The 23,182-nt window shown below is 70.2% G+C and carries 22 protein-coding genes; 11 read left to right on the top strand and 11 right to left on the bottom strand.

Annotated features, from left to right (window positions below; genetic code table 11):
- Positions 1-194 precede the first annotated feature (194 nt).
- The 7 genes from ACIHEJ_RS27120 to ACIHEJ_RS27090 all read right to left on the bottom strand — a co-directional run bounded on the left by ACIHEJ_RS27120 (position 195) and on the right by ACIHEJ_RS27090 (position 7,128).
- Positions 195-485 carry a hypothetical protein gene (locus ACIHEJ_RS27120; RefSeq protein ID WP_400139260.1) on the bottom strand — a complete coding sequence of 97 codons (291 nt, stop codon included), beginning with the start codon at positions 483-485 and terminating at the stop codon, positions 195-197.
- A 514-nt stretch (positions 486-999) separates the two neighbouring features.
- Positions 1,000-1,533, bottom strand: a complete 534-nt coding sequence (locus tag ACIHEJ_RS27115; RefSeq protein ID WP_400139258.1) for a hypothetical protein — start codon at positions 1,531-1,533, stop codon at positions 1,000-1,002.
- A gap of 198 nt (positions 1,534-1,731) precedes the next feature.
- Positions 1,732-2,601 (bottom strand): carbohydrate ABC transporter permease, encoded by an 870-nt coding sequence (locus ACIHEJ_RS27110; RefSeq protein WP_400139256.1) that lies wholly within the window; start codon positions 2,599-2,601, stop codon positions 1,732-1,734.
- The gene (locus ACIHEJ_RS27105; RefSeq protein ID WP_400139254.1) at positions 2,598-3,560 is read right to left on the bottom strand and encodes a carbohydrate ABC transporter permease; all 963 of its coding nucleotides are present in this window, start codon (positions 3,558-3,560) and stop codon (positions 2,598-2,600) included. Before ACIHEJ_RS27105 ends, ACIHEJ_RS27110 begins: the two co-directional genes overlap by 4 nt.
- Positions 3,554-4,894 carry an ABC transporter substrate-binding protein gene (locus tag ACIHEJ_RS27100; protein WP_400139252.1) on the bottom strand — a complete coding sequence of 447 codons (1,341 nt, stop codon included), beginning with the start codon at positions 4,892-4,894 and terminating at the stop codon, positions 3,554-3,556. The genes ACIHEJ_RS27105 and ACIHEJ_RS27100 overlap by 7 nt, the downstream gene beginning before the upstream one ends.
- A complete protein-coding gene (locus ACIHEJ_RS27095; protein WP_400139250.1) occupies positions 4,891-5,883 on the bottom strand; it encodes a GNAT family N-acetyltransferase in 993 nt (330 codons plus the stop codon). Before ACIHEJ_RS27095 ends, ACIHEJ_RS27100 begins: the two co-directional genes overlap by 4 nt.
- A gap of 48 nt (positions 5,884-5,931) precedes the next feature.
- On the bottom strand, positions 5,932-7,128 hold the full coding sequence (locus ACIHEJ_RS27090; protein ID WP_400139248.1) for an exo-beta-N-acetylmuramidase NamZ domain-containing protein: 1,197 nt from the start codon (positions 7,126-7,128) through the stop codon (positions 5,932-5,934).
- Positions 7,129-7,334: 206 nt separating this feature from the next.
- Between ACIHEJ_RS27090 and ACIHEJ_RS27085 the strand changes: the two genes are divergently transcribed.
- Positions 7,335-7,865 (top strand): hypothetical protein, encoded by a 531-nt coding sequence (locus ACIHEJ_RS27085; protein ID WP_400139246.1) that lies wholly within the window; start codon positions 7,335-7,337, stop codon positions 7,863-7,865.
- Between the two features lie 12 nt (positions 7,866-7,877).
- Here the strand turns inward: ACIHEJ_RS27085 and ACIHEJ_RS27080 are convergent, their stop codons facing one another.
- From ACIHEJ_RS27080 to ACIHEJ_RS27070, 3 genes are all read right to left on the bottom strand, one after another.
- Positions 7,878-9,083 (bottom strand): serine hydrolase domain-containing protein, encoded by a 1,206-nt coding sequence (locus ACIHEJ_RS27080; protein WP_400139244.1) that lies wholly within the window; start codon positions 9,081-9,083, stop codon positions 7,878-7,880.
- A gap of 150 nt (positions 9,084-9,233) precedes the next feature.
- Entirely contained in the window at positions 9,234-9,932 is a 699-nt protein-coding gene (locus ACIHEJ_RS27075; protein ID WP_400139242.1) for a glycerophosphodiester phosphodiesterase, read from the bottom strand.
- A gap of 13 nt (positions 9,933-9,945) precedes the next feature.
- Positions 9,946-11,016 carry an adenosine deaminase gene (locus tag ACIHEJ_RS27070; protein ID WP_400139240.1) on the bottom strand — a complete coding sequence of 357 codons (1,071 nt, stop codon included), beginning with the start codon at positions 11,014-11,016 and terminating at the stop codon, positions 9,946-9,948.
- Between the two features lie 198 nt (positions 11,017-11,214).
- Between ACIHEJ_RS27070 and ACIHEJ_RS27065 the strand changes: the two genes are divergently transcribed.
- On the top strand, positions 11,215-11,967 hold the full coding sequence (locus tag ACIHEJ_RS27065; RefSeq protein WP_400139238.1) for a DUF4190 domain-containing protein: 753 nt from the start codon (positions 11,215-11,217) through the stop codon (positions 11,965-11,967).
- Between the two features lie 106 nt (positions 11,968-12,073).
- Positions 12,074-12,502, top strand: coding sequence for a DUF4190 domain-containing protein (locus tag ACIHEJ_RS27060; RefSeq protein WP_400139236.1), 429 nt, complete (start codon positions 12,074-12,076; stop codon positions 12,500-12,502).
- Between the two features lie 144 nt (positions 12,503-12,646).
- Here the strand turns inward: ACIHEJ_RS27060 and ACIHEJ_RS27055 are convergent, their stop codons facing one another.
- Positions 12,647-13,210 (bottom strand): NADAR family protein, encoded by a 564-nt coding sequence (locus ACIHEJ_RS27055; protein ID WP_400139234.1) that lies wholly within the window; start codon positions 13,208-13,210, stop codon positions 12,647-12,649.
- 209 nt (positions 13,211-13,419) lie between these two features.
- Between ACIHEJ_RS27055 and ACIHEJ_RS27050 the strand changes: the two genes are divergently transcribed.
- From ACIHEJ_RS27050 to ACIHEJ_RS27015, 8 genes are all read left to right on the top strand, one after another.
- Entirely contained in the window at positions 13,420-14,955 is a 1,536-nt protein-coding gene (locus ACIHEJ_RS27050; protein WP_400139233.1) for a gamma-aminobutyraldehyde dehydrogenase, read from the top strand.
- An 83-nt stretch (positions 14,956-15,038) separates the two neighbouring features.
- Positions 15,039-16,286, top strand: a complete 1,248-nt coding sequence (locus tag ACIHEJ_RS27045; protein WP_400139232.1) for a spermidine/putrescine ABC transporter substrate-binding protein — start codon at positions 15,039-15,041, stop codon at positions 16,284-16,286.
- Between the two features lie 5 nt (positions 16,287-16,291).
- Complete coding sequence (locus ACIHEJ_RS27040) at positions 16,292-17,443, top strand: ABC transporter ATP-binding protein (RefSeq protein WP_400139231.1); 1,152 nt, start codon at positions 16,292-16,294, stop codon at positions 17,441-17,443.
- Positions 17,443-18,372 carry an ABC transporter permease gene (locus tag ACIHEJ_RS27035; protein WP_400139230.1) on the top strand — a complete coding sequence of 310 codons (930 nt, stop codon included), beginning with the start codon at positions 17,443-17,445 and terminating at the stop codon, positions 18,370-18,372. Before ACIHEJ_RS27040 ends, ACIHEJ_RS27035 begins: the two co-directional genes overlap by 1 nt.
- Positions 18,372-19,172, top strand: a complete 801-nt coding sequence (locus ACIHEJ_RS27030) for an ABC transporter permease (RefSeq protein ID WP_400139229.1) — start codon at positions 18,372-18,374, stop codon at positions 19,170-19,172. Before ACIHEJ_RS27035 ends, ACIHEJ_RS27030 begins: the two co-directional genes overlap by 1 nt.
- Before the next feature lie 35 nt (positions 19,173-19,207).
- Complete coding sequence (locus ACIHEJ_RS27025; RefSeq protein WP_400139228.1) at positions 19,208-20,638, top strand: NAD(P)/FAD-dependent oxidoreductase; 1,431 nt, start codon at positions 19,208-19,210, stop codon at positions 20,636-20,638.
- 116 nt (positions 20,639-20,754) lie between these two features.
- Positions 20,755-21,213 carry a hypothetical protein gene (locus ACIHEJ_RS27020; RefSeq protein ID WP_400139227.1) on the top strand — a complete coding sequence of 153 codons (459 nt, stop codon included), beginning with the start codon at positions 20,755-20,757 and terminating at the stop codon, positions 21,211-21,213.
- Between the two features lie 85 nt (positions 21,214-21,298).
- Positions 21,299-23,140 (top strand): chitinase, encoded by a 1,842-nt coding sequence (locus ACIHEJ_RS27015; protein WP_400139226.1) that lies wholly within the window; start codon positions 21,299-21,301, stop codon positions 23,138-23,140.
- Positions 23,141-23,182: the final 42 nt, after the last annotated feature.

Here is a 23,182-nt window from a genome sequence, read left to right as displayed (position 1 = left end):
GCACTCAAGGATTTCTAGTTGGCACCGAGATCGGTTCGTTCTGCCTTTCCCGGCAGACAGGCCGTGACACGGTACGGCCCCCGACGCCACCCGTCGTCGAGGGTGGTGCCGAGGAAACAGGCATGGGGAAGGGCTCCGTCGACAACGGAATGCCCTCGGCTGGTAGTGCGCGTCGTCCTCCGGTCTTCGGGCTCTCATCCCAAGCAGGTGAACCACACACCGTCGACGTCGATGGCCAGGCTCGCCGATTCCTCCGAACCCAGCTCGAGTCGGGACCACACGGCAGAGGCGTCCAAGGCGCCGCTCTCCGTCATGCCGGAGAGCGTCCAGGCAAGGACGTGGTGCCCCGGGACCGCGCGCAGCCCGTCGAACATGCGCCGCCAGTCGTCGATCGTGGTGTCGAGGACGCAGACGTCCCGCAGTGCGCCGTCTGCGACGAAGTCCTCTGCCCGATAGGCCGGTTCGGCCTCGTGCTGCCCAACCATTAAAGGAATCCTTCGAAAGTGAGCTGACCCCCACGCCAACTCCATGGGGCGCCCCAGCCTCCGGGAACCCTGAAGTCCCGTGTGATGCCACCGTGTTGAGATGACGCCGCGGTGTTGACCTCCTCGACCACATGTGGGTCGGTGAGTATGTCCTGGATCATCTCATTGGCGATCTCGGTCCGCTCGCTATTGGTGACCTTGCCGAAATTGTGCATATCGACATCAGCTTGACCCCGCTTGGCCAGATTGCCAGGGCTTGGGTCACCGTGTTTCTGCAAAGCTCTGCCGGCCGGCGACAGTTGGCCCTTCTTGACGGTGGTGGCCGCCTGGTACAAGTCGTCGGTGCCATAGTTGCAGGGGGGAAAGACCGAGGGGATCGATCCAGGTCAGCGGAGTGCGCACATAGCCGTGGTGCTTGTCCGCCAGAGGGGCCTCCGTCTGTGTGACTTCGCTCCCGACGACGACGGCCGCGACACGCGAATCCCCCACTCCTCCTCGCTCAGGTGCAGTCGAGTCAAGACCCAGACCCGCGTCGGGCCACTCGCGTACCGTGATGCCGGGAAATGGAGATGTGTCGCGGTGTCCCCGGTTTCGACTCCCGACGTCCCGTCGTCAGGTTGGCATCTGGTACAAGGAGGCGGAAATCAGTGATGGCGTTTTCCCAGTCGAATCTGACCGAGTCCTCCGGAGGAAGGCTGCGGCCAAGATCCTCCGCCGCGTGCAGCACAGTGGAGGTCAGCTCCGGAGCGGTGGTCCGGGCGATGACGCCATTCTTGCCTGCGACCGACATACCCTCTTTGTTTCGTCTCACCACAAGATTGAACGACGTATCGGAGCCGATGTAGCTGAGCACGCGGGCGTCGCCCGCCAGGAATTCGCGCAGGTCGTCCAGCAACTGGACGACCGAGAGGTAGATCATCATGCCCTGATCGGGGACGTGGCCCGCCGAGTCGACCGTGCCGAAATCGCCGGTGACGACCATGTCGCCCATATCGAACCCGTGGGGGGCGCCTTGGTCGGGGCGCACGGTGAACTGGAAAGTGATCAAGGGGTGTAGCCCTTTCCGATGTCTTGATGGCCTTCTCCACCTGATCACGAGTGGTGGACGGAGGCATGAGATCACCGTGGCCTGTCGTTTCGCGCGCTGCGACACCCCTCGTGACCTGCGCTGCACCAAAGTGCCGACCATCTCTTTGATCTGTGCCCGCTGCCGACCAGGCATCCTCGTCGCACCGCTGCGGTCCGCTCACTTCAGACCGCTCAGCATGACCCCCCGGATGTAGTGCTTCTGCAGCAGCAGGAAGAGGACCAGGACCGGGAGGATGCTCAGGACCAGGCCGGCCATGACGATGGGGAGCGTGCGGGTCGGGTCGACGTGGTCCTGCAGGAGCTGGATGCCGACGGGCAGGGTCATCACGTCCGGGTCGGCGGTCGAGACGAGCAGGGCCCAGATGTACTCGTTCCAGGCGTCGACGAAGGTCAGCAGTCCGAGTGTCACCAGGACCGGCTTGGTCTGCGGCAGCACGATCCGCCACCACACGGCGAACTCGCCGGCCCCGTCGATGCGCGCGGCCTCCAGGACCTCGTCCGGGATCGACAGCATGAACTGGCGCGTCAGGAAGATCCCGAAGCTGCTGACGAGGAACGGCACGGCCAGCGCCACGATGCTGACGGTCAGGCCCGCCCCGCCGCGTCCCGACAGGTCGTTGCCGCCCGCCAGCGGCCAGTGCACCAGGATCAGGAAGTGCGGGATGAAGAAGAGGAACGGCGGGAACATCATCGTCGACAGGACGAGGCGGAAGACGAAGTCCCGGCCGGGAAAGCGGAGTTTGGCGAGCGCGTAGCCGGCGAGCGACGACGTCAGCAGCACCGATCCGGTGATCAGGCCCGTGGCGACGACGCTGTTGCGGAAGAGCACCGGCAGATCGAGCTGGTCGATCGCCGCCCGGTAGTTGGACAGGTCGAACGCCTCGGGCAGGAACCGGTACGGCAACGTGCCGGCCTCACCGGGACCCTTGAACGACGTCATCACCATGTCGAGGAACGGCACCAGCGTGATCCCGGCCCCGGTCACGACCAGCAGATACGACAGCCATGGGAAACGGCGGCGGATCATGCGTCCTCCCCCTTGCGCCGGAAGATCCACAACTGCACCAGGGTGACCGTCAGGACCACCACGAACAGCACGAAGGCGGCGGCGCTCGCGGTGCCCCAGTCGCCGTAGGAGAAGGCCTGCCGGTACATCTCCAGCGCGGCCACGTCGGTCGCGTCACCCGGCCCGCCCTGGGTCATCACGACGATCAGCGCGAACGACTGCAGCCCGGTGAGGAACTGGGTGACGCACACGAACAGCAGGGACGGCCGCAGCAGCGGCAGCGTGATCCTCCAGAAGACGGTGACGGGTCCGGCGCCGTCGAGCGCGGCGGCCTCGTAGTACGACTCGGGGATCGACTTCAGACCGGCGGTCAGCACGAGGATCGCCGAGCCGACCGAGGCCCAGGCCTGGACGACCACGACCGAGGGCAGCGCGGTGTCCGGGTCCTGCAGGAACGCCACCGAGCCGAGTCCGACGGCGTTCAGGACACCGTTGACCAGGCCGCCCGGCTCGTACATGTACTTCCACACGTTGCCGACGGCGACGACGGTCGTGACGATCGGCAGGAAGTACAGGGTGCGCCACAGGCCCTGGAAGCGGAGTCTGTCGATGCAGGTCGCGATGAGCAGGGAGCCGGTGAGTGCGAGCGCCACGGTGCCCAGGGCGAAAAGCAGCGTGTTGGTGAGGACAGGTGCCAGGAACGTCGAGCCGTCCGCGAAGAGCCCGGCGAAGTTGTCCCAGCCGACCGGGTCGATGTCGCCGAGGTCGAACCCTGCCCAGCGGGACATCGACAGCAGCAGCGCGAAACCCAGCGGCAGGAACAGGAAGACGGCGAAGAACAGCAGCGTCGGCGCGAGGAAGAGGTAGGCGACGACGGTCTGCCGGCGCCGGGTCCGGCCGCGGTGGCCGACGGCGACTCCGGCGCTCCGCGGGCCGGCCGCCGCCCGGTCGGCAGCCTTCGGCGCCAGGGTGTTCACCATGAGCGCGCCACCTCCTGGTCGACCTGACGGCGGACGGTGCGCAGGGCCTCGTCGACCGACTGCTGACCGGTCCACAGCGCCTCGATGTTCTTGCGCAGCAGCGACTTGGCCTGCTGCGCGCCCGGCCCGTTCGGCTCCGGCACCGCGTAGGACAGCGCGTCCAGGAAGGGGCGCTGGTTCGGATCGCCGCCCGCGCCCAGCAGCGTCCGCATGTCGTCGGCGCGGCCGGTCAGGGAGCCGACCGACACCTGCAGGGCGCTCATCCGGGTCGCCGACGCGCTCTTGCCGCCGCTCTTCACGGCCTGCTTCCCGGAGTTGAGCCAGCGCAGGAACTCCCAGGCCTCGCGCGGGTGCCTGCTGGCCGTGTTGACGCCGAGCATGAAGCCGGTGGAGAGCGTGGCGCGTCTGCCGTCCGCCTCGGGGACGGGTACGGGCGCGACACCGACGTCACGGTAGTCCCCGCCCATCACCTCCTTCAGGCTCCCGGTCCACCAGCCGGCGCTGATCACCATGGCCACCTGCCCGGACGCGAACGCCTTGTAGACGTTGACGCCGGGGGCGCTCGCCCCCTCGGCGACGAGGCGGTGTTCCAGATCGAACACGGCCCGGCCGGCCGGCGAGTCGATCGCGGTGCTCCTGCCGTCCGGGGAGACGAACCGTCCTCCGGCGGCGTTGAGCAGGGCCAGCGTCTGGCCGACGGTGGTGGAGTCGTCGTAGGCCGACAGCCCGAACCCCTGGACCAGCGTGTTGCCGTACCGGTCCCGCCTGGCCGTGCGGTGGGCCGCGTCCTCCAGTTCCCGCCAGGTGCGCGGAGGGCCGTCGATGCCGGCCGCGCGCAGCAGCCGCCTGTTGTAGTACAGGGCGTAGGTCTGCACCTCGGTGGGGTAGCCGTAGACCGTGCCCTTCACCGACGAGGAGCTGACCGCGGCCTCGCTGTAGCCGCGCCTGATCTCCTCGGCGTGCTCGGGCGGGGCGGCCCGCAGCACTCCGGCCCGGACGAGCTGGCCGTTCCACAGGCAGTACGGGTGGAGGAGGTCGGCGCCCTGGCCGGCGGCCTGCCGGACCATGAACGTGGTCAGCAGGTCCGTGAACTCGACCGCTTCCGTCCGCACCTTGACCCGTTCGTGGGTGGCGTTCCACTCGTCGACCGGGCCCTGCAGCGCCTGCTTCAGCTCCCCGCTCGCGTAGTGGGAGAGCAGGGTGAGGACGATCGGGTCCCCGGGCCGCCCGGTGCCCCGGTGCGGCGCGGCGCATCCGGAGACGAGCAGCGCCGAGGGGAGCGCAAGCGCGAAATGACGGCGGGTCAGTCCGCCGGTACGGCGGGACGGGGTCATCGGGCGGCCCCTCGGCCGGCTTCCCGGCGCAGCACGCGGAACACCCGGGTCGTGGTGAAGCCGGCCTTGCGGTACAGATGGCCCGCCGGGGACCGCTCACCGGTCCACAGGAACCACGCCGAGTGCGCACCGCGCGCCCGCATCCGCTCCAGGACCAGATGGAGCAGGACCTTGCCGAGTCCGGTGCCGCGCATCTCCTCCAGCACACCGAACGGGCCGAACCGCTCGTCCACCGACTCGTACGCGCCGTGCATCGCCCAGCCGACCAGGCGGCCCGCAGGGTCCCGGGCGACGACGATCCGGTCGAGCGGCGTGCCCGCGGCCAGGCACTGGCGGATCGCGCGCGCCCAGTCCGGGTTGAAGTGGTTCCCGGCGAGCGCGACCAGGTCCACCAGGTCGTCGTCGGACGGGGTGGCGAACCGGTGTCCCAGCGCCGTCAGTTCCTCCGAGCGGCACGCCACCTCGTCCGGCAGGCGATAGCCGACCAGGCAGCGGTCCATCGCCGCCGCCTCGTACAGCGTGCGAAAGCCCAGGGACGCGAGGAGCCCTGCCGCTTCCGGGTACGCCGCGGCGTCCAGGCCGGGGAGGACGTAGTTCGGGGTGTACGACGAGAAGTCCACCCGGGTGCGGCCGTGGCCGTGCAGCCAGTCGAGGGCGTCGGTCAGCAGCCGGCGGCCGAGGCCGCGTCCGCGGGCGGCCGGGTCGACGAAGAAGAACGGGATCCAGCCCTGCTCCGGCTCCAGGTCGCTGCCCGCCAGCGGCGTCAGCCGGCGCACCGCGTAGGCCGCGCCGACGACACGGTCACCTTCGACGGCCACCCTGAGGCCCGCCGGGTCGAAGTTGGCGTCGAGCAGCACCAGGGAGCGGAAGCGGTCCGCGGTGATCGGGTCGGCCGGGGCGCTGCGCCGCCACGCCCGGACCAGCTGCGGGCCGTCACCCGTGCGGAAGCCGCGTACCCCGGCCCGGGACGGCGTCGTGCGATCGGTCATCGTCGGGGCCGCCGTTCCCCGCACCGTGCGCGCGGTGGGGCAGGACGCTCAGGCATAGAGCAGTGCATCGTCGCCGGCCCACCGCGCGGGTGGCGCCGGTGGGTCGCACAGCGCCGACGGGTCGTCGCCCGCGTCGACGGCGCGCCGCAACCGGTCCGACCCCCACAGCAGGTCGATGAAGTGACGGTGGCCGCTCCCCTCGGCGCCGCCGTCCACGGTGTGCCAGGCGAAGTCGTCCGGGTACAGCCGCCGCAGCGTGGCGAGCATCGCGACGGCGGTGCGCACGGGAGCGAACGCCTCGCGGTCGGTGAGGTGGAGCTGGACCCCGCGCAGCGGCCGTCCGGCGTGTTTGTGGAAGGTCGGTACGTACCGCAGATCACGGAAGTGGACTCCGGGCAGGGCGAGTTCGGTGAGCGCGGGTGCGAGCCGCGCGTCGATGTACGGGGCCCCGACGATCTCGAAGGGCTGCGTGGTGCCGCGGCCCTCGGAGAGATTCGTGCCCTCGAACAGGCAGGTGCCGGGGTAGACGGCGGCGGTGACGGGCGTCGGGATGTTCGGCGAGGGCGCGACCCACGGCAGACCGGTGTCCTCCGCGTGCAGGGCGCGCCGCCAGCCGACGGCCTCGATCACCGTCAGGTCGACCGCGTCGCCCGCCACGCGGGGCACGGCCGTGGCGTTGAGGTGCCGGGCGAGTTCGCCGCAGGTGAGGCCGTGCCGGACGGGGATCGGGGCGCGCCCGACGAAGCCCGCCCACGCCTCCTCCAGCAGCGGGCCCTCGCTGACGAGCCCCCCGAGGGGATTCGGCCGGTCGGCGACGACGAACCGTACGCCCGTCCGTGCCGCCGAGACCATCAGGTCGCACATGGTCCACACGTAGGTGTAGAACCGGGCCCCGATGTCCTGGAGGTCGTACACCAGGGCGTCGACGCCGCTGTCGATCAGCAGTTTGTCGAGGCGTTCGCCGCTGCACCGGTAGGTGTCGTGGACCGGCAGACCGGTGTCGGGGTCCGTCCTGGCGGCCTCGCTCTCGCCGGCCTGGCCGGTTCCGTACAGCCCGTGCTCGGGACCGAACAGGGCGACCAGGCGCGCGCCCGCCTCCAGCAGGGCGGCCGCGGCCGGACGCAGGTCGGGCAGGACACCGGTGTGGTTGGTCACCAGCCCCAGCCGGCCGGGCCCGGCACGTCCGGGCGACGCGTGCAACGCTGCGATGCCGGTCGTCACCGCGGCGCGGTCGTCCGTGCTCATCCTGGGGCCCCGTCCGCCGGTGACATCTCGAAGAGGTGGGCGGCAATTTACTGCTATGTCCGGGAATTTCGTAGTGACTCACCGAGAGATGTGCGGACATCCTCCGTATCGGCCGGATCCGGACGGGCGTGTCGACGCTGTGCACTTCCGGGTCTGTTGCCGGATCCCGCTTTTGAACACGTTCAACTTCGGCGTACGCTGCTGCCATGAGCGACAGAGCCGCCCTGCTCAAGGGCATTCGCGTGTGGCTGGCCCTCTTCGTGGTGTGTCTGGTGCTCAGCGGGGCGACCGCCTTTCCGCTGGTGCACGAACTGCACTGGACCGAGAGCGCGTTGCGCGCGCTGTCCGTGCCGGACCACCTGCCCGGGCTCATGGGATGGATCTCCCGGGTGCGCGACGGGCTCGACACCGTCGACGCCGAGTACCCGTTCGTCCTCTACGGCATGGACTGGCTGGCGTTCGCCCACCTCGTCATCGCGGTCGCCTTCTACGGGCCGTACCGCGACCCCGTCCGCAACATCTGGGTGGTCGAGTTCGGGATGATCGCCTGCGCCGGGATCGTCCCGCTGGCCCTCGTCTGCGGACCGATCCGGGGGATCCCCTTCTGGTGGAGCCTGATCGACATGTCCTTCGGGGTCTTCGGCGTCGTCCCGCTGTACGTCGTCCGCCGGAAGATCAAGCGGCTGGAGGCGCTCGGCGCACCGCCCGCTCCTCCAGCCCTCGCCGTCAGCGGCTGAGTGCCGCGTGCGTCAGCGGTTGAACGCGGGGAACGCGAAACGCTCCGTCGCGGCCTCCTGCCCCGGACCCTTCGCATCGGTCGAGTCGACCGACATCACCAGGGTGCGGGACAGATCGGGGGTTGCGGCGATCACCGTGACATAGCCCGGCCGCGAGCCGGTCTTGCCCCAGATCACCTTGCCGTTCAGCTCGAACCGCTCCAGCCCCGCGCCGTAGCGCGCCCCCGGCACGTCCGGCACGGTGAACATCTCCTTCAGCTGCGGCTGCGGCACCACCTGGCCGCGGAACAAGCCCACCAGCAGCCGCTCCAGGTCGGCGGTCGTGGAGATCAGGTCGCCGGCCGCGAACCGGTCGGACATGTTCCAGTCGGTCACGTCGACCAGCTTGCCGTCGATCCAGTCATAACCCCGGTTGTGCGGACCGTGGATACGGGGATCGGCGCCCACCGGGAACGAGCTGTCCCGCATGCCGAGCGGCCGGAAGACGCGCACCTCGGCCTGGTGCGCGTACGAGTCGCCGGTCACCTTCTCGATGAGCATGCCGAGGACGGTGTAGTGGATGTTGTCGTAGTCCTGGTGCTCCCCGGGCGCGTACGCCGGGCCCTTCGCGACGGAGGCCTCGACGACCTGCCGGGGCGTCAGCGTCTCGAAGCGGTGCGGGTAGCCCTCTTCGACGGTGTCTCCGAGGGAGGCGCCCGACTTCAGGCCGCTGGTGTAGTTGAGCAGTTCGCGTACGGTGATCGGGCCGAAGTCCTTCGTGAGCAGTCCCGGCAGATAGTGCTGCACCGTGCCGTCGAGGTCGATGCGCCCCTCGGCGGCGAGTTGCAGCACGATCGCCGCCGTGACCACCTTCGTCACCGAACCGGCCCGGAAGCGGGCGTTCGCCAGGGCCGGCGCCCCGCTCCGGACGTCCCGCACCCCGGCCGTGCCACGCCAGGTCCCGTCGCCGCCGACGCGGATCAGCGCGGCCGTGGCGTCATGGTCGGGCAGACCGGCGAGCGCGGCGGAGAGCGCCTCCGCGTCCGGACCGGTGGCCGTACGGCCCGGTGCGCCGCCCGGCGTGGTCGTCGTGCCGCCCGCCGCCCTGCTCGCCGTGCCGGCCGCCGTGCTCGTCGCCGGCCGGTCGGCCGCGGCGAAAGCGGGTGCGGCCAGGGGGCCGGCGCCCAGCGCGAGGACGAGACCGGCGGCCAGGAGGGTCGAGCGGCTGTTTCGGCGCATGCGGGGCTCCTTGAGGGGATCGGGGTGAAGAGACGTGATCATCCTCTGGTCCCGCGCAGCCGCCCGGATCGTCGCCGAGGAGGGTGCCCGACCCCGGTGTGTCCCCCAGGAAACCCCCGTGCACATAGGGGAGTTGGTACGGGACGACCCCTACGGGAGCGGGGCGCCCGCAGCGCGCAGCGCGTGCAGCACGTCGACGCGGTTCGTGGTGATCGAGTCGACGCCCAGGTCCAGCAGACGGCGCAGGGAGCGGCGGGTGTCCGGGGTCCAGACGGACACGAGGTAGCCGTCGTGGTGGACGCGGGCGGCGAGATCGTGGTCGACCAGTGAGAAGCGGTAGTTGAGCCAGCGCGGGCGGATCACGTCGAGCAGGGCGGGCCGCGGCGGGGCGAGGCTCGTCCAGGTCAGGGCGATCTCGGCGGCCGGGTCGGCGGCGCGGACGGCGAGCATGGCCTCGGCGCCCGCGGTGTAGTAGACGCGGTCCCGGGCCCCGCTCTGCCGGACCACGTCCACGACCGGGTCGACGAGCCGGCGGTCGACCCGCCCGCACAGGTCCACCATCACCCGGCTGTCCCCGGTCGCGGCCAGCGCCTCCGCCAGCGTCGGCACACCGCCCGCCGTGAGCCCGCGCAACTCCTCGGCGGACAGCGCGCGCAACGGCCGGTCGAGGTCCCACAGCCGCCGCAGCGTCTCGTCGTGCAGCAGTACGGGAACGCCTTCACGAGTGAGCCGTACGTCGACCTCGACGGCGTCCGCGCCCCGGTCGAGCGCGGAACGCAGCGAGTCGATCGTGTTCTCGCGGAGGCGGTAGGGGTCGCCGCGGTGGGCCACGGCGGTCACGGTCTGCATGGCCACCAGTGTGTCAGGGGGCGAGCCACCCGGCGGTGTAGGTGTCGATCTCCCGCGCGATCCTCGCCTTGCCCGCCGCGTCCAGGAAGGACGCCTCCACCGCGTTCCTGGCAAGGTCGGCCAGGCCCCGCTCGTCCAGGTCGAGGAGGCGGGCGGCCACCGCGTACTCGTTGTTCAGGTCGGTGCCGAACATGGGCGGGTCGTCCGAGTTGATCGTGACCAGCACACCCGCCTCGACGAACTCCCTGATCGGGTGCTCGTCCAGGGCGCGCACCGCGCGGGTGGCGATGTTGGAGGTCGGGCAGACCTCCAGCGGGATGCGGTGCTCGGCGAGGTGCGCGAGCAGCTTCGGGTCCTGCGCGGAGCTGGTGCCGTGCCCGATGCGCTCGGCGCGCAGCTCGGTCAGGGCGTCCCACACCGTCTGCGGGCCGGTCGTCTCGCCGGCGTGCGGGACCGAGTGCAGACCGGCGGCGACGGCCCGGTCGAAGTACGGCTTGAACTGCGGCCGGGGCACACCGATCTCGGGCCCGCCGAGCCCGAACGACACCAGGCCCTCCGGGCGGATCCGGTCGTCGGTGGCGAGGCGGGCGGTCTCCTCGGCGGACTCCAGTCCCGCCTCGCCGGGGATGTCGAAGCACCACCGCAGCACGGTGCCGAACTCGGCCTCGGCGGCCTTCCGGGCGTCCTCGATCGCGGCCATGAAGCCCAGTTCGTCGATGCCGCGCCGGGTGGAGGAGAAGGGGGTGATGGTCAACTCGGCGTACCGCACCTGCTGGCGGGCCAGATCGCGGGCGACCTCGTACGTCAGCAGCCGGACGTCCTCCGGGGTGCGGATCAGGTCGACGACGGACAGGTACACGTCGATGAAGTGCGCGAAGTCGGTGAACGTGAAGTAGTCGACCAGGGCCTCGGGGTCGGTGGGCACCTTGGAGTCGGGGTGCCGGGCGGCCAGCTCCGAGACGATCCGGGGGGAGGCGGAGCCGACGTGGTGGACGTGCAGTTCGGCCTTGGGGAGCCCGGCGATGAAGGCACGCAGATCGCGGTCGGCCGTGCCGGCGGCGGGTACGGAGCTGCTGTCGGTCAAGGGGTCCTCCCCGGGCAGGGCGCCGACGGGCCCTGTCGGGCGCGGCGCGGGTGATCGGCTGATCGGTGGCCACGCACATCGTAGGCACGCGGGTGCCGTGGTGCGGGTCGCCGGTGGGAACAGGGGGAGGACCGGGCGGTGATGCCGTACGAGCGAGGTCGTAGCATGGCGGCACGAACGACCGAGGGGGATCCGCACGTGACGGACGAAACGCAGTCGAGTGGCGCCGCCGGAGCCGGTGACCACGACCCGTGGGCGCCGCCCGAGGAGCGGACGTCGCTGGAGAAGAAGCCCCGGGTGCAGGACCAGCCGCCGGGACAGCCCCCGGCCGCGCAGCCGTCCGTGCACGACCAGGCCACGCTGGCCTCCTTCCCGTCCGACGGCTTCGGCGTGCCCGCGCCGCAGCCCGGCTTCGCCCCGCCCGGCCCGGCGGCACCCGGGTACGCCCCGCCCGGTGCCGCCGCCCCCGGCTTCGGCATGCCCGGCGGCGTCCCGGCCGGCGGTGACCCGGTGCCGCCCCCGCCGATCGCGCCCTCCGGCCCGGCCATGGCCGCCCCGCCCGCACCCGGCGGTTACGGCTACCCCGGGGGCTACGGCTGGCCCGGCATGCCGATGGCTCCGCAGAACGGCATGGGCGTCGCGGCGCTGGTGCTCGGCATCCTCTCGATATGCCTGTTCTGCCTGTACGGCGTGGTCTCCGTGATCTGCGGCATCCTCGCGGTGGTCTTCGGCGTCAAGGGCCGCCGGCGGGCCGAGCGCGGTGAGGCCACCAACCACGGCCAGGCCCAGGCGGGTCTGATCATGGGCGTCATCGGCATCGTCATCGGCATCGCCGTGATCGTCCTGCTCGCGATCGGCATCACGGCCGCCATCAAGGACCACGACTCGGAACCCGACCCTTACTACGGCTCCGCGCACACCCTCTCGGCGACCGTCGCGACCGGCCGCTGAGACCGGCGCCGGTCCGGGCCCTTCCGTACCGGCCTGCGAAAACGTGTCCTGCGCTCCTTATCCGGCCATTACGATGCCTTGAGATCACCGGAGGGGAGACCACTTCATGTCCAACACCAATCCCGCACCCGGGTTCGGCCCGCCGAACCAGCCCCCGCAGCAGCCGGCTCCCGGCTACGGCTACCCCCAGTCGGGTCCGTCCTACCCGGCGGCTCCGCCCGTGGGCTACCCGCAGGCCCCCGGCTACGGCATGCCGATGCAGCCGAGCAACGGAATGGGGACCACGGGTCTGGTGCTGGGCATCATCGGCGTGGTCTGCAGCCTCACGGTCTTCCTGTGGTTCTTCGGCGTGATCCTGGGCATCCTCGCGATCATCTTCGGTGCCATCGGCCGGGGCAAGGCCAATCGTGGTGAGGCCACCAACAAGGGCGCGGCCACCGCGGGCCTGGTCTGCGGGATCGTCGCCACGGTGATCCTGCCGGTGCTGGGTCTGACGATCTTCGCCAGCATCATGGGCAGCGCCAGCACGTTCTGACGACCCTGGCGCCCGCCGCACCAGCAGCGTCACAGGGGCCGGCCCCAAGGCCGGCCCTTTCGGGCCTCGGCCCTTGCGAACCCTGACTCTCCCGGGCCCTGATTCTCCCGGGCCCGGGTTTTCGCGGGCCCCCGCTCCGCCGCCTCAGGCCCCCGCCCCCGCCAGCCGTTCGCGGGCCTCCATCAGCGCGAAGCCCAACAGGTTCGGGCCGCGCCACTGCTCCGGGTCCGATGCCGCCTCGTCGTCCGCTGCGAGGCCGATGCCCCACACGCGGTCCACCGGGCTCGCCTCCACCAGGACGCGGTCGCCGGTGTTCAGCAGGAACAGCCGGAGATCGTCGTCCGACGCGAACTTGTGGACGCTGCCCTCGACCACGATCCGGAAGCGCTCCCGCTGCCATATCGCCTCGTCGAAGTCACGGACCAGCCGCCCCGCCTTCTTGGCCTGCGAGGGATGCCCCGCGGCCAGCACCCGGCGCTCCGCCTCCGCGTCCCCGAACAGCCGCGCCTTCTCCGCCATCATCCAGTGCTCCGCCGTGGCGTACTGCACCCCGTCCACCACGAAGGGCGACGGCCACCACTGACTCAGGCAGCTCGTGCCGATCCTGCCGTCGGGCCTGGGCCGGTGCCCCCAGAAGTGCAGGTACTTGACCCGGGCCCCTGCCCGGACCTCGCTGATCAGGGCATCCACCCCGTCGATCTTCCCCATGCACGCCAGTCTGGCAGGCACCACTGACAGTCCGTCCGCCCTTTTCCCTTCCGACTCGACACCTGGTCGACAGATTCCGTCGCGTAACCAAAAGGCAACAACGGAATCACTTGTTGGAGTCCTATTGCTCTGTCAGGATCGGCACTCAAATCGAGCTGGAGCTACGCCACCCGCCCCCCGGGACGGGGCGCACGGCGGAGGAGAGCGACATGCACAACCCGGGTATTGCCACCCCGGAACGATTCCCCGCACAGGACCGTTTCGCCGACGGCGCGCAGTTCATCGCGGGTCGCCTCACCAAGGGCACCTCGGGCCGCACCCACGCCGTGGTCGACCCGGCGAGCGGCGAGGAGGTGTACACGTACGAACTGGCCGGCACCGACGACGTCGACGCGGCCGTCGCCGCCGCCCGGGATGCCTTCCCGGGCTGGTCCTCGGCCACCCCCGGCGAGCGTTCCGACGCGCTGCACCGGTTCGCCGCAGTGCTGGCCGAGCGTGCCGAGGACTTCGCCCGCGCGGAGTCGCTGCAGTGCGGCAAGCCGCTGAAGCTCACCCGCGAGTTCGACGTACCGGGGACCATCGACAACACCGCCTTCTTCGCGGGCGCCGCCCGGCATCTGCAGGGGCAGTCCGCCGGTGAGTACTCCGGGGACCACACCTCCTACGTCCGGCGCGAGCCGATCGGTGTCGTCGGGTCCATCGCGCCCTGGAACTACCCGCTGCAGATGGCCGCCTGGAAGATCCTCCCGGCGATCGCCGCGGGCAACACCATCGTGCTGAAGCCGGCCGAGCTGACCCCGCTGACCTCCCTGCTCTTCGCCCAGGCCGCCACCGACGCCGGCATCCCCGACGGTGTGATCAACATCGTCACCGGGACCGGCAGGGAAGCCGGTGAGCACCTGATCGGGCACACCGACGTCGCCATGACCTCCTTCACCGGCTCCACCGCCGTGGGCAAGCGCGTCGCCGAGATCGCCACCGCCACCGTCAAGCGGCTCCATCTGGAGCTGGGCGGCAAGGCGCCCTTCGTGGTCTTCGACGACGCCGATCTCGAGGCCGCCGTCCACGGTGCCGTCGCCGGTGCGCTCATCAACACCGGGCAGGACTGCACGGCCGCCACGCGCGCGTACGTGCAGCGCCCGCTCTACGACGCCTTCGTGGAGCGGACCGCCGCCCTGATGGAGACCGTGCGGCTGGGCGACCCCTTCGCCCCCGGCACCGACCTCGGGCCGCTCATCTCACACGTCCAGCGGGACCGCGTCGCCGCCTTCGTGGACCGGGCGCGTGCCTACGCGCGTGTGGTGACCGGCGGCGAGGTGCCGAAGGGCGAGCTGGAGAACGGCGCCTACTACCGGCCCACCCTGGTCGCCGACGCGGCGCAGGACAGCGAGATCGTCCAGTCCGAGGTCTTCGGCCCGGTACTGGTCGTGCTGCCCTTCGACGGTGATGATGAGGGGATCCGGCTGGCCAACGACACGCCGTACGGCCTGGCCGCCTCCGCGTGGAGCAGCAACGTCTATCGCGCGAACCGCGCCACCCGCGAGATCAAGGCGGGCTGTGTGTGGATCAACGACCACATCCCGATCATCAGTGAGATGCCGCACGGCGGCTACAAGGCCTCCGGCTTCGGCAAGGACATGTCGGCGTACTCCTTCGAGGAGTACACGCAGGTCAAACACGTAATGTTCGACAACACGGCGGTGGCCAGGAAGGACTGGCACCGCACGATCTTCGGGGACCGGTAGCAGCCGCTTGACCGGCTGCCGCCGGGCGTGACGATGGCCCTCGACCAGGCCGACCGACCCCTCCCTCCCGAAAGGCACCACGCATGGAGCAGTTCGAGCCCGACCGTCTGACGCCGGTCGAAGCCGCCGCGATGCGGCGCAGCCTCCGTACCGGCCGGGCCGCCCTGACGCGTCGGTCGCTGCTGCGCGCCTCTGCGGGCGGTGCGCTCGCGGCCGGCGGACTCGGGGCGCTGAGCGCCTGCGGGATCCCCGCGGCGACCCGGACGCAGGGCGGCGTGTCCGCCGACGACCACTCGGCCAAGGAGAAGGTCGTCAACTTCTCCAACTGGCCCGAGTACATCGACGTCGACGACAAGGGCAAGCGCCATCCCACGCTGGACGCGTTCGCCCGGCGGACCGGGATCCAGGCCAAGTACACCGAGGACATCAACGACAACGACGAGTTCTTCGGCAAGATCCAGCCGCAGCTCGCCGCCGGCCAGGACACCGGCCGCGACCTCATCGTCCTCACCGACTGGCTGGCCGCCCGCATGATCCGGCTGGGGTACGTCCAGAAACTGGACGCCTCGAACCTGCCGCACGCCTTCGCCAACCTGTCGGAACAGTTCCGTGACCCCGACTGGGACCCGGGCCGGGCCTACTCGTACCCGTGGCAGGGCATCTCGACCGTCATCGCGTTCAACAAGCAGGCGCTCGACGGTGTCGAGGTGAAGTCGATCTCCGACCTGCTCGACAACCCGAAGCTCAAGGGGCGTGTCGGCTTCCTGACGGAGATGCGCGACAGCGTCGGCATGACCATGCTCGACATGGGCATCGACCCGGCGAGGTTCACCGACGACGACTACGACAAGGTGATCGCCCGCCTCCAGAAGGCCGTCGACAAAGGCCAGATCCGCCGCTTCACCGGCAACGACTACACCTCGGACCTCGCCAAGGGCGACCTCGCCGCGTGCGTGGCCTGGGGCGGCGACATCGTCCAGCTCCAGTCGGACAACCCGCGCGTCGGCTACATCATCCCGGACGCCGGTTACATGACGTCGACCGACAACATGCTGATCCCCAACAAGGCGCGCCACAAGACGAACGCCGAGCGGCTCATCGACTACTACTACGAGCCCGATCCGGCCGCCGAGCTCGCCGCGTACATCAACTACGTGAGCCCCGTCGCGGGGGTGCAGCCGTACCTTGCGAAGATCGACAAAACGGCGGCGAGCAACCCGTTGATCGTTCCCGACAAGGCCATGCAGGCGAGGTCCCACGCCTTCCGCGCGCTGACGCAGAAGGAAGAGACGGCCTACCAGACCAAGTTCTCGAAGCTCACAGGGGCGTGACGACGATGACGACACCAGACAACAGCGGCGACGTCCGCCTCTCCGGTATCAGCAAGACCTACGACAACGGCTTCACCGCCGTGCAGCCGCTCGACCTGACCGTGCCGCAGGGCTCCTTCTTCGCCCTGCTCGGCGCCTCCGGCTGCGGCAAGACGACCACCCTGCGCATGATCGCCGGCCTGGAGGAACCTTCCTCCGGGACCGTGCGCCTCGGCGACCAGGACGTCACCCACTTGCCGCCGTACAAGCGGCCGGTGAACACGGTCTTCCAGTCGTACGCCCTCTTCCCGCACCTCGACATCTTCGAGAACGTCGCCTTCGGCCTGCGCCGACGGGGCATCAAGAGTGTGAAGAAGCAGGTCGAGGAGATGCTGGAGCTGGTCCAGCTCGGCGAGCAGGCGCGCAAGAAGCCGCACCAGCTCTCCGGTGGCCAGCAGCAGCGCGTCGCCGTCGCCCGCGCCCTGATCAACCACCCGAAGGTGCTCCTCCTCGACGAGCCGCTCGGCGCCCTCGACCTCAAGCTGCGCCGCCAGATGCAGCTGGAGCTCAAGCGCATCCAGACCGAGGTCGGGATCACCTTCGTGCACGTCACGCACGACCAGGAGGAGGCCATGACCATGGCCGACACGGTCGCCGTGATGAACGCGGGCCGCGTCGAGCAGCTGGGCTCGCCGAGCGACCTGTACGAGAACCCGCAGACGACGTTCGTCGCGAACTTCCTCGGCACCTCCAACCTGATCGAGGCCGAGGTCGACACGAAGAACGGCGACGACATCGTGCTCAAGGCGGGCGGCGGCAAGCTGGTGCTGCCCGAGGCGCGATGTGCCGCCCCGACGACGGCCGGCGGCAAGGTGCTGCTCGGCATCCGCCCCGAGAAGATCTCCCTCACGCACGCCGACGACGCGGGCGAGATCCCCGAGGGCCGCAACCGCCTCACCGGCACGATCGCCGACGCGAGCTTCATCGGCGTCTCCACGCAGTACGTGATCGACAGCCCCGTCTGCGACGAGTTGTCGGTGTACGTCCAGAACGTCGAGCGCGACGGCCGGCTCGTCCCCGGCGCCGACGTCGTCCTGCACTGGAGCCCGGCACACACCTTCGGCCTGGACGCGGCCCAGGACATCGACGCGGGCACCGAGGAAGAGGCAGCCGCCTGATGTCGACGCTCACCGAGGCGCCCCCGCCTCTCGCCCCCGCCGCCGAGGAGAACAAGCCTCCGCGCAAGCGCGGCCGGTTCACCCCGTACTGGCTGCTGCTGCCGGGCCTGCTCTGGCTGGTCGTCTTCTTCGCACTGCCGATGATCTACCAGGCCTCCACGTCCGTGCAGACGGGCTCCCTGGAGAGCGGCTACAAGGTCACCTGGCACTTCGCGACCTACTGGGACGCGCTCAGCGAGTACTGGCCACAGTTCCTGCGCTCGGTCTTCTACGCGGCCGCCGCGACGGTCCTGTGCCTGCTGCTCGGCTACCCGCTGGCCTATCTCATAGCCTTCCGCGCGGGCCGCTGGAAGAACCTGCTCATGGTCCTGGTGATCGCGCCGTTCTTCACCAGCTTCCTGATCCGCACCCTGGCCTGGAAGACGATCCTCGCGGACAACGGCCCGGTCGTGCACACCCTGAACTCGCTGCACGTCCTGGACCTCACCGACTTCCTCGGCTGGACGGCCGGCGACCGCGTGCTCGCCACGCCGCTCGCGGTCGTCTGCGGTCTGACGTACAACTTCCTGCCGTTCATGATCCTTCCGCTCTACACCTCGCTGGAGCGGATCGACGGACGGCTGCACGAGGCGGCCGGCGACCTGTACGCCAAGCCCTGGACCACCTTCCGCAAGGTCACCTTCCCGCTGTCGATGCCGGGCGTCGTCTCCGGCACGCTGCTGACCTTCATCCCCGCGGCCGGTGACTACGTCAACGCCGAACTGCTCGGCTCCACCGACACCCGCATGATCGGCAACGTCATCCAGACGCAGTTCCTGCGCATCCTGGACTACCCGACCGCCGCGGCCCTCTCGTTCATCCTCATGGCCGCGATCCTGGCCATGGTCACGATCTACATTCGCCGCTCCGGGACGGAGGATCTGGTCTGATGCCCGCCGTCACCTGGCTCAAGCGCCGTCTCGTCGTCATCGCCGGTCTGTTGACGCTCGCGTACCTGCTGCTGCCCAACGTCATCGTCACGGTGTTCTCCTTCAACAAGCCGAAGGGGCGCTTCAACTACGAGTGGCAGCACTTCTCCCTGGACGCCTGGAAGCAGCCGTGCGGCGTCGCCGACCTGTGCGGCTCGCTCTCCATCAGCCTGCAGATCGCCGTCTGGGCGACGATCGGCGCGACCGTCCTCGGCACGATGATCGCCTTCGCGCTGGTCCGCTACCGCTTCCGGGCCCGCGGCGCCGTGAACTCGCTGATCTTCCTGCCGATGGCGATGCCCGAGGTCGTCATGGCCGCCTCGCTGCTCACCCTGTTCCTCAACATGGGCGCACAGCTCGGCTTCATGACGATCCTCATCGCCCACATCATGTTCTGTCTCAGCTTCGTCGTTACCGCGGTCAAGGCACGCGTGATGTCGATGGACCCGCGCCTGGAGGAGGCCGCCCGGGACCTGTACGCCGGCCCCGTGCAGACCTTCCTGCGGGTCACCCTGCCGATCGCGGCACCCGGAATCGCCGCGGGCGCGCTGCTGTCCTTCGCGCTCTCCTTCGACGATTTCATCATCACCAACTTCAACGCGGGCTCGACCGTCACGTTCCCCATGTTCGTCTGGGGCTCGGCCCAGCGCGGCACGCCCGTCCAGATCAACGTGATCGGGACGGCCATGTTCCTCGTCGCCGTGCTGTTCGTCCTGACCTCGATGCTCATCAGCAATCGCCGGAACAAGCAAAAGGCGTAGGCCTTTCCGGCAGTCCTCTGTAGGGAGTTGAAATCATGGCCCCAAGCGCCATGAGCCGTGGCAAAGACAACTGGATCGCCTCTCTTTCCGAAGCCCAGCCGGTCCCGTACTGGCTGGAAGACCCCGGCAAGCCGGCCGCCGAGCCCGCCCTGACCGGCACCGAGACCTGTGACCTGCTGGTCGTCGGCGGCGGCTACAGCGGCCTGTGGACCGCGCTCAATGCCAAGGAGCGCGACCCGCAGCGCGATGTGGTCCTGCTGGAAGGCCGCGAGGTGGGCTGGGCCGCCTCCGGCCGCAACGGTGGCTTCTGCGCCTCCTCCCTCACCCACGGCCTGCCCAACGGCATGGCCCGCTGGCCCGACGAGATCCGGAAGCTGGAGGAGCTGGGCCGGCGCAACCTCGACGAGATCGAGGCCGCGGTCACCCGGCACGGCATCGACTGCGAGTTCGAGCGCACCGGCGAGATCGACGTGGCCACCGAGACCTACCAGGCCTGGGGGCTGCGCGACTGGCACCGGGAGCTGGAGGAGAAGGGCCTCGCCGACGGCTTCGAGTTCCTGGACGCCGACGCCGTGCGCGAGCAGGTGAACTCGCCCACCTTCGAGGCGGGCCTGTGGGACCGCAGGGGCGTGGCCATGCTGCACCCCGCGAAGCTGGCCTGGGGCCTGAAGAAGGCCTGCCTGGAGCTGGGCGTGCGGGTGTACGAGCACACGCCCGCGCTGACGCTGAAGAGTTACGGCGCCGGGATGGCCGTACGCACCCCCTACGGCGCGATCCGCGCCCGCAAGGTCGCGCTCGGCACCAACATCTTCCCGAGCCTGCTGCGCCGCGTGCGCTCCTACACCGTCCCGGTCTACGACTACGCGCTCATGACCGAGCCGCTGACCGCCGACCAACTGGCGGAGATCGGCTGGAAGAACCGGCAGGGGCTGGGGGACAGCGCCAACCAGTTCCACTACTTCCGGCTGTCCGCCGACAACCGCATCCTGTGGGGCGGCTACGACGCGATCCACCACTACGGCGGCCGGGTCCGCGCCGAGTACGACGACCGGCCGGAGACGTACGCCAAGCTCGCGGGCCACTTCTTCACCTGCTTCCCGCAGTTGGAGGGCGTCCGCTTCACCCACGCCTGGGGCGGCGCGATCGACACCTGCTCGCGCTTCTCGGCGTTCTTCGGCACCGCGCACCAGGGGAACGTCGCGTACGCGGCCGGCTACACCGGGCTGGGCGTGGGCGCGACCCGCTTCGGCGCGGACGTGATGCTGGACCTGCTCGACGGCGAGCGGACCGAGCGGACCGAGCTGGAGATGGTCCGTAAGAAGCCGCTGCCGTTCCCGCCGGAGCCGTTCGCCTGGACCGGCATCGCCCTCACCAAGTGGTCCCTGGCCCGCGCGGACGCGCACGGCGGCCGCCGCAACCTGTGGCTGCGGACGATGGACCGGCTGGGGCTGGGCTTCGACAGCTGAGGGTGACCCGGTTCACTCCAAAGGGAGCCTGGAACCCGCGTAATGCCCCCGGAAGACCTCCCTCTCTCCTCCTGACGCGACCGCGTCGCACGGAGAAGAGAGAGGGAGGCCTTGCGATGACCGGGGCGAAGACGGCGGTCGAATGGCTCGCATCCGTGGCACCGGACCCCGACGCCTGCCGCTGGGAGTGGGAGCGCAGCCCCCTGGGGGTCACCCTGCTGCCCGCCGGCAAGGCGTGGGACGTCCTGATCCTGCCGGGGGACCTCGGCTACCCGACCCTGGACGTGCTCACCCGCGTCCTCGACCGGCCCGGCCCGGTGCTCGTCGACTTCGGCGACAACCGCGTCGGGTTCTTCGTGCCGCCCGGCACCGCGGCCCGCTGGCTCGGCACCGGCATCCGCACCGCCGGGGCCGGCACCTGGATCGTCGTGCCGTACCCGGGCCGGCCCACCCGGGGTGTGCGCTGGCTGGTGCCGCCGGACGGGGCGGCCACGCTGACCGACCCGGCCCTGCTGGAGCTGGCGATGCACGAGGCCGCCGCCGGCCCGGCCAGGGGCGGGAGCGAGGACGGATAGCGCCGCGACACCTTGACAACAGGATTGGTCTGGACCAAGTTGTGTGCGCTCCGCTCCTCCAACTCCCCTGCCCCCGGAGGCCCTTGTGGACCGCGCCAGACGTACCCCACGCGCCCCGCGCGTACGACGTCCCGGATCCGTCCTCGCCGTGCTCACGGCCGCCCTGCTGGCCGTGCCCGGCATCACCGCGCTCTCGTCGGCCGCCCGGGCGGCCGACGCGGACGTCGCGACCAACGGCGGCTTCGAGTCCGGCCTGACCGGCTGGACCTGCACGGCCGGCACGACGGTCGGCTCGCCCGTGCACACCGGGAGCACCGCGCTCCGGGCGACCCCGGCCGGCAGCGACGACGCCCAGTGCAGCCAGACGGTGACCGTCCGGCCCGACGCCCAGTACACCCTGTCCGGCTACGTCCGCGGTTCCTACGTCTACCTGGGTGCGAACGGCACCGGCACCACCGACGTCTCCACCTGGACCCAGTCCGCCCCCGACTGGCAGCGTCTTAGCACCACCTTCCGCACCGGACCCGCCACCACCAAGGTCACGATCTACACCCACGGCTGGTACGGCACCGGCACCTACTACGCCGACGACATCTCCCTGGTCGGCCCGGACGGCGGCACCACCGCACAGCCGCCCGCCGCACCCACCGGAGTGAAGACCACCGGAGTCACCTCGTCCTCCGTCGCCCTGTCCTGGTCGGCGGTCACCGGCGCCACCGGCTACGCGGTCTACCGCGACGGGGTGAAGGTCCAGACGGTGACCGGCACATCGGCCACCGTCACCGGGCTGTCCGCCTCGACGGCGTACGGCTTCCAGGTCACCGCGAGCAACGACGCCGGCGAATCCGCGAGATCCGCGGTCGTGACGGCGACGACCAGCGCCGGCAGCGGCGGCGGAGGCGGCTCGGCCGACCTGCCGGCGCACGCCCTCGTCGGCTACCTGCACGCGAGCTTCGCCAACGGCTCCGGCTACACCCGTCTCGCCGACGTCCCCGACAGCTGGGACGTCATCGACCTGGCCTTCGGCGAACCCACCTCGGCCACCTCCGGCGACATCCGCTTCACCCGCTGCCCGGTCACCGAGTGCCCGAACGCGGAGAGCGACGCCGACTTCAAGGCCGCGATCAAGGCCAAGCAGGCCGCCGGCAAGAAGGTGCTGATCTCGATCGGCGGCCAGAACGGCCAGGTCCAGCTGACCACCACGGCGGCCCGCGACGCCTTCGTCTCCTCCGTCTCGAAGATCATCGACACCTGGGGCCTCGACGGCCTCGACATCGACTTCGAGGGCCACTCCCTGTCCCTGGACACGAACGACACGGACTTCAAGAACCCGACGACGCCCGTGATCGTCAACCTCATCTCGGCCCTGAAGACCCTGAAGGCCGAGTACGGCTCCAAGTTCGTGCTGAGCATGGCCCCGGAGACGTTCTTCGTGCAGAACGGCTACCAGTACTACGGCACCGGCAAGTGGGGCGGCCAGGACCCGCGCTGCGGCGCGTACCTCCCGGTGATCCACGCCCTGCGCGACGACCTCACGCTCCTGCACGTCCAGGACTACAACTCGGGCCCGATCATGGGCCTGGACAACCAGTACCACTCCATGGGCGGCGCCGACTTCCACATCGCCATGACCGACATGCTGCTCACCGGCTTCCCGGTCGCCGGCGATCAGAACAACGTCTTCCCGCCGCTGCGCCCCGACCAGGTCGCCATCGGCATGCCGGCGTCCATCAACGCGGGCAACGGCTACGTCTCCCCGTCCGAGGTCACCAAGACCCTGGACTGTCTGACGAAGAGGACGAACTGCGGCTCGTACACGACCCACGGGACCTGGCCGGCGCTGCGGGGCCTGATGACGTGGTCGGTGAACTGGGACCGCTACGCGAACTGGGAGTTCCAGAGGAATTTCGACGCGTACTTCGGCTGACGCCGAGGCCGTCACCGAGGCCGAGACCGAGGCGGAGGACGA

It is taken from the genome of Streptomyces sp. NPDC052301 (genome assembly GCF_044593395.1).
GTDB lineage: Bacteria > Actinomycetota > Actinomycetes > Streptomycetales > Streptomycetaceae > Streptomyces.
The sequence above is the reverse complement of the archived record's forward strand: the minus strand, read 5'-3'. Positions and strand labels throughout refer to the sequence as shown.